The following is a 6916-nucleotide window of genomic DNA, read 5'->3' on the forward strand; positions in this document are numbered from 1 at the left end:
TGCTGGCGCACCGTCATGCCGGCTCCGCGCAAGCGGAGGATGCACTGTCGGCCTTCGAGATGAGATACCGCGGCGATGCGCTGGTGCTCGACAAATGGTTCCAGATCCAGGCCGGAGTGCCGGGACCGCTGACCGTCGAAAACGTGCGCGCGCTGATGCAGCACCCTGCCTTCTCGATCGCGAATCCGAACCGGGTGCGCTCGCTGATCGGGACCTTCTCCAGCGCCAACCAGACCGGCTTCCATCTTTCCGGCGGCCAGGGCTACCGCTTCTTCGCCGAGACCGTGCTGGAGGTCGAGAAGCGCAACCCGCAAGTGGCAGCACGGCTGGCGACGGCGCTCAGGTCCTGGCGCTCGCTGGAACCGGTCCGACAGAACAAGGCAAGGCAGGCACTGCTGCAGATCGCGAACGCCGACAACCTGTCGGCCGACCTGCGCGACATCGTGGAGCGGACGCTGGTGTGATTAGCAATCTCCCTCGTGGGGGAGATCAGCAGTTTCGACGAATTTCAATCAACTTTTAATCTTTTTTGGCCGCGCCTCTGGACAAGGCGAATCACCTTTGATTCCTTATTGACGATTCGGACGTGCGGCGTAGCCGGATCGTCAAGTATGCGGCAAATCGGGGAGTGCCATTTATGGCCAAGACGGACGCGTGGGGCGCGCCCGGAGGGAGAGCTTTTGCGCGTCGCGAGGCAAGGAGCGGCGGGCCTGCCGGCAATGCGCGTCTGATCGCCGAACCCGCCTACCAGCGGCTGCTGGCGGCGGAACCGCTGCTGCGCCGCTCCATCCCCGCACTGATCATCATCTTCCTGATCGTCATCGCCGCACTGCGCTTCCTGTCGCTGGTGAACGACCGCGACGAGGTCGAACGCGACGCCAAGTCGGTGCTGGCGTTAGCCGCCGGCCAGATGGCACAGGCGATTACGGCCGACCCGAACGCAGCCGGCGTGAATGCGACGGACCTTCTGGAGAAGACCAGCCGCCAGGGCGCCATGGGTCGCAGCCACGTGCTAGCCATCACCGACGGCGCTTTCAAGATCGTCGCGGTATCGCCATTGTCGACCGGCTGGCAGGGACGCTCGCTGGACAGCCTCGTGCTCGGCGGCCAGCCGCTGTTCATGTTCGGCGACCGCGCCGGCGTTATGGATGTCAGCATCGGCGGCAAGGACTGGTTCGCCGCCGTCAGCCTCACCGGCGACCGCAAGAACGCCGCGGCGGTGCTGGTGCCCAAGGAGGCGGTGTTCGACAGCTGGCGCAAGACGGTGTCGCTCAATGTCACGTTGTTCGTGCTGACGGCCGGCGTGCTGATCGTCATCCTTTACGCCTATTTCGGCCAGGCGGCGCGCGCCCAGGCGGCCGACCGCATCTATCTCGAAGCGCATCAGCGCATCGACATGGCGCTGGTGCGCGGCCGCTGCGGGTTGTGGGACTGGGACATGGTGCGCGGCAAGATGTACTGGTCGCGCTCGATGTACGACATGCTAGGCTACGAGCCTTGCGACACAATGCTGTCCTTCGGCGAGGTCGACGAGATCATCCATCCCGACGACGGCGACCTCTTCGAGCTCGCCAACCGCATCGTCGAGCGCGAGATCCACCATATCGACCAGGTGTTCCGTATGCGCCACGCCGACGGCCAATGGGTGTGGATGCGCGCCCGCGCCCAGGTGATCGACCCGGAAGCGCCCGAGATCCAGCTGATCGGCATCGCCGTCGACGTCACCGAGCAGCGGCATCTCGCGCTGCGCTCGGAAGCGGCGGACATGCGGCTGCGCACGGCGATCGAGAACATCAACGAATCCTTCGTGCTGTGGGATGCCGCCGAACGGCTGATCATGTGCAACTCCAAATTCCAGCAGGACAACGGGCTCTCGGACCGTGACGTGATGCCGGGCGCGACCCGCGACATGCTGGAGGAGCGGATGCTCGCCTTCGCCTCGGAGCGCAGGCTGGCCAACGCCAACGGGCCGCATGGCGGTGTCACGCTGGAGCGCCAGCTTGCCGACGGACGCTGGCTGCAGGTCAACGAGCTCAGGACCAGAGACGGCGGCATCGTCTCGGTCGGCTCCGACATCACCCAGATCAAGCTGCATCAGGAAAAGCTGGTCGACAGCGAGCGCCGCCTGATGGCGACGATCCACGATCTTAGCCTCGCCCGCCGCGCCGAAGAGGAACGCGCCAAGGAGCTTGTCGAGCTCAATCGCAAATACATGAAGGAAACCGAGCGCGCCGAGGCCGCCAACCGGGCGAAGTCCGAATTCCTCGCCAATATGTCGCATGAACTGCGCACGCCGCTCAACGCCATCATCGGCTTCTCCGAGCTGATGCAGCAAGGCCTATTCGGACCGCTTGGTTCCGAGCGCTACGAGGAATATGCCGGCGACATCAACGGCAGCGGCAAATACCTGCTCGGCGTCATCAACGACATTCTCGACATGTCGAAGATCGAGGCCGGCCAGTTCTCGCTTGACCGCGAGGAAATCGACCTCTGCCCGCTGATCAGGGAAACGGTTCGCGTCATCTCGCTGCAGGCGGCGGAGAAGTCGATCACGGTAGAGACGCGCATCGCCGATGCGATGCGGCTCTACGCCGACCGCCGCGCGATCAAGCAGATCGCAATCAATCTGCTCTCCAACGCGGTGAAGTTCACCGGACAGGGCGGCAAGATCACGGTCAGGGCGCGCAGCGCCTCAGGCGCGCTGGTGCTCACCATCGAGGACAATGGCTGCGGTATCCCGAAGCAGGCGCTGAGCAAGCTCGGGCGGCCGTTCGAGCAGGTGCAAAACCAGTTCTCCAAGAACCACACCGGTTCCGGCCTGGGCCTCGCCATCTCGCGTTCGCTCGCCGAACTGCAGGGGGGCGCGCTGAAGATTCGCTCCACCGAAGGCGTCGGCACCATCGTTTCGGTGCGCATCCCGCTGAAGAAGGCGCCGCCCATGGTCAAGGTGGCGGCTTAATTTGCGCGCTGAAATTCGAAACGCCGGCGCCAAGGAATGACGCGTGGATTAACCTCGCGAGATCGACGCTCCCGCGCGAAGCAGAAGGTCGAAATCCTTCCGAACCTTTTGCGACGTCTCTTTGAGATGCGCTTCGAGCACACCGAAATCCGGCAGGTCGGTGGCCGCCAGAAGCAGATCAGAAAGCCCAGGCGGAACATCGTCGCGCTGGAACTCGCCGGTAAGGCAGAGCCTGATCATCTGGGTCAGCGCGAGATAGAGCCTCCAGGCCTCGCAAAGCTCCTGCCGAACATCAGGCGCCGCGTAACCGGGGGCCAGCCGCGCCAGCACTTCCGCCGTCGCGGTTGCCCGCCTACCAGCCTCGACCGCGCCGGTGATGACCGCGACCTGGGCGATGAATTCAAGGTCGATCAGGCCGCCGGGGATCAGCTTGATGTCCCAGAGATCGCGCGGCGGCTTTTCCGTGTCGATCAGCGCCCGCATCTCGGAGGCATCCGCCTTCACCTTGGCGCCGTCGCGCGGCTGGGCGAGAACCGCCGCGACCTCGTCCTCGACCTCGGCGCAAAGCGCTGCGTCACCGCCGATGGCGCGTGCTCGTGCCAGCGCCATATGCTCCCAGGTCCAGGCATCCTGCCGCTGATATTTCTTATAGGCGTCGACATGGGTGGCGACGGGCCCCTTGTTGCCGGAGGGGCGCAAGCGAAGGTCGAGCTCATACAGGACGCCTTCGGCCGTCGGCGCCGAGACGGCGGCGATCAGCCGCTGCGTCATGCGGGTGTAGTAGTGTGAGGGCGCCAGCGGCTTCTCGCCATCGGAGTCTTCCGCATCCGCGTCGTGGTCATAAAGCAGGATCAGATCGACATCCGAGCCGGCAGTGAGCTCGCGGCTGCCCAGCTTGCCCATGCCGAGGAGCGCGACCCTGCCCCCGGCAATCCTGCCATGGCGCAACGCGAACTCGGCGATGACTGCGTTGAGCGCCGCTTCGATCGTGAGATCGGCCAGGTCGGAGAAGGCGCGACCGGCGCGCCCGGGATCGATGGAGCCCGCAAGCAGTCGCACGCCGATCAGGAATTTCTGCTCGGAGGCGAAGATGCGCAGCCGGTCAAGGACATCCTCATAGGCGCGGTCTCCGTCGATGAAAGCCGCAAGCCGCGCCGACAAATAGGCACGGTCGGGCAGTTCCGCGAGCAACGCCGGATCGAGCAGACCGTCGAACACATGCGGGCGGCGCGTGATGATGGCGGCGAGCCGCGGAGCGGCGCCCATGATCGTCGCCATCAGCTTGAGCAGTGCCGGATTGGACTGCAAAAGCGAGAAGAGCTGGATGCCTGCCGGCAGGCCGGCGAGGAACTCGTCGAAGCGGATCAGCGCCTCGTCGGCGCGGCGCGTCTGGCCGAAGGCTTTCAGCAGCGCCGGCGTCAGTTCCGTCAGCCGCTCGCGCGCCTCCGCCGACTGGGTGACGCGGTAGCGGCCGAAATGCCAGCCGCGAATGACGCGGCAGATGTCGCTCGGCCGCTGAAAGCCGAGGCGATGCAAGGTCTGCAGCGTGTCGGGATCGTCGACATCACCGGTGAAGACCAGATTGCCGACGCCGGCCGACAGTTCGGGTGCCGTTTCGAACAGCGCCGCATAATGGCGCTCGACCTGCTGCAGCGAGGCGCGGAAAGCTTCCGCGAATTCCGCCTCGCCGGTGAAGCCGAGCATCAGCGCGATACGCTCCAGTTCCTCGTCCTCTTCCGGCAGGACATGCGCCTGTTCGTCGGCCACCATCTGGACGGCATGCTCGACACGGCGCAGGAACCAGTATTGCCGGGTGAGCGCATCGCGCGCATCGGCGGTGATCCAGCCGCGCGCGGCGAGCGCGTCCAACATCGGCACCGTTTCGCGGCCGCGCAGTTCCGGGAAGCGGCCGCCGGCAATCAGCTGCTGCGTCTGGACGAAGAACTCGATCTCGCGGATGCCTCCGCGGCCGAGCTTGACGTTATGGCCTTTCACCGCGATCTCGCCGTGGCCCTTGTGGGCATGGATCTGGCGCTTGATCGAATGGACGTCAGCGATAGCGGCGTAGTCCATGTATTTCCGCCAGACGTAGGGCTGCAATTCCTTGAGGAAGGCCGAGCCCGAGGCAAGGTCTCCGGCCACCGGCCGCGCCTTGATCATGGCGGCGCGCTCCCAGTTCTGGCCGCGGGCCTCGTAATAACGAAGCGCCGCCTCGACCGGGATCGCCAGCGGGGTCGAGCCGGGATCGGGGCGCAGCCTCAGATCGGTGCGGAAGACATAGCCATGCTCGGTGCGGTCCTGCAGGATGCGCACGAGACGGCGGGTAAGGCGCGAGAACAGCTCCGTCGCATCGAGCGGATCGACCACCGCCGGCGCCTCCGGATCGAAGAAGACGACGAGGTCTATGTCGGAGGAAAAATTCAGCTCATGCGCGCCGAGCTTGCCCATGCCGAGCACAATCCAGCCCGAGCCGCGCGCCGGGTCTTCCGGATGGGGCAGCTTGAGCTTGCCCTGCCCGTGCGCGTCGAGCAGCAGGAAATCGACGGCGGCGCGTGTGCAAGCATCCGCCAGGTCGCTCAGACGGCGCACCGTCAGCGCGGTTTCGGCTTCGCCGGACAGATCGGCCAGCGCGATCAGGAAATGCGCTTCGACCTTGAACTGCCTGAGTTCCATCATCAGGCTCGATTCCGAAACATTTTCGGCCCGTGCAGCGCGATCGACCGCCTCGCCGATCTCGTTGAGACGCGCTTCGATCGTCTGGCCGAACAGCTTGTCGAGAATGGCCGGCCGGCGGCGGGCCGTATCACGCAGGAACGGCGACAGGTCGAAGATGGCGGCGAGCAATTCCTGCAGTGCTCCCTGGCCGGCGAGGAACGCGGCCAGACGCGGAAGGCCGTCTTGCTCGGCCGCGTCAGCGATCTCAGACAATTCCCGCCGGGCATGGTCGCCGCCGAGCGGGCGAAGCGCCAGCGTCGGTCGGAGTTGCCATTCCGTATCGATCTTCTTTTTTGCCATTCTTGCCGTCATCAATGCGTCTCCCGGGCCGGGAAACTCATGACTACGGACAATCCGGGATTGGCGGGCAGAAGATCAAGCCTGCCGTTATGGAAAGTCATGATCGCCTTGGCGAGGCTAAGGCCCAGACCCGAGCCCGGCTGCGAACGGCTCTTCTCCAGCCGCACGAAACGCTCGGTGACCCTGGCGCGGTCGGCATCGTCGGGAATGCCAAGGCCATTGTCGGAAACGGCGAGCTTGACCTCGCCGCCGATGCGCTCCAGCGTGACGCGCACTTTCGGGCTCTCGGCGGCGCCGGTCGAGTATTTGATGGCGTTGTCGACGATGTTCGACAGTGCCTGGCCGATCAGCTCGCGATTGCCGTTGATGGTAACCGCCTCCGGCACCGAGGTTTCCAGCACGACGCCCGCCTCTTCCGCCACCGGCTCGTAGAGCTCGACGACATCGCTCACCGTGGCGGCGAGGTCGACCGGGCCGGTTGTTTCGGAGGAATAGCCGGCCTCCAGCCGCGAGATCATCAGGATGGCGTTGAAGGTCTTGATGAGCTGGTCGGACTCGGCGATCGTTCCCTCCAGCGCCTGACGGTAGTCCGTCGTCTTGCGCTTGCCGGCAAGGGTGGCTTCGGCGCGGTTGCGCAGCCTGGTCAGCGGCGTCTTCAGATCGTGAGCGATGTTGTCGGAGACCTGCTTCAGCCCCTCGTTCAGCATGGCGATACGGGCAAGCATCGTGTTGAGGTTTTCGGACAGGCGGTCGAATTCGTCACCGGCGCCGGTCACCGGCAGCCGTCCGCTGAGGTCGCCGCCCATGATGCGGCGACTTGCGTCGGAGACGCTGTCGATGCGTTTCAGCGCGGCGCGCCCGACGAAGAACCAGATCAAGAGGCCGCCGAGCCCCATCATGCCCAGCGCCAGCATCAGCGCGCGGCGGATGACGGCCCGGAAG

General features: G+C 65.3%; 4 protein-coding genes. 2 read left to right on the plus strand and 2 right to left on the minus strand.

The window, feature by feature from the left end; translation table 11 throughout:
* Together EOA49_RS29035 and EOA49_RS29040 are read left to right on the plus strand one after the other, a co-directional pair.
* The coding region (locus EOA49_RS29035; RefSeq protein WP_127243501.1) for an aminopeptidase N C-terminal domain-containing protein at positions 1 to 464 on the plus strand (464 nt) is incomplete at its 5' end.
* 173 nt (positions 465 to 637) lie between these two features.
* The gene (locus EOA49_RS29040; RefSeq protein WP_127241088.1) at positions 638 to 2959 is read left to right on the plus strand and encodes a PAS domain-containing sensor histidine kinase; all 2322 of its coding nucleotides are present in this window, start codon (positions 638 to 640) and stop codon (positions 2957 to 2959) included.
* 48 nt (positions 2960 to 3007) lie between these two features.
* On the opposite strand, the gene EOA49_RS29045 is transcribed toward EOA49_RS29040, so the two are convergent.
* Together EOA49_RS29045 and EOA49_RS29050 are read right to left on the minus strand one after the other, a co-directional pair.
* A complete protein-coding gene (locus EOA49_RS29045) occupies positions 3008 to 5986 on the minus strand; it encodes a bifunctional [glutamine synthetase] adenylyltransferase/[glutamine synthetase]-adenylyl-L-tyrosine phosphorylase (RefSeq protein ID WP_164746828.1) in 2979 nt (992 codons plus the stop codon).
* The coding region (locus EOA49_RS29050) for a HAMP domain-containing sensor histidine kinase (protein ID WP_164749312.1) at positions 5986 to 6916 on the minus strand (931 nt) is incomplete at its 5' end. The genes EOA49_RS29045 and EOA49_RS29050, both read right to left, overlap by 1 nt.

It is taken from the genome of Mesorhizobium sp. M1A.F.Ca.IN.020.04.1.1 (assembly GCF_003997315.1).
GTDB lineage: Bacteria > Pseudomonadota > Alphaproteobacteria > Rhizobiales > Rhizobiaceae > Mesorhizobium.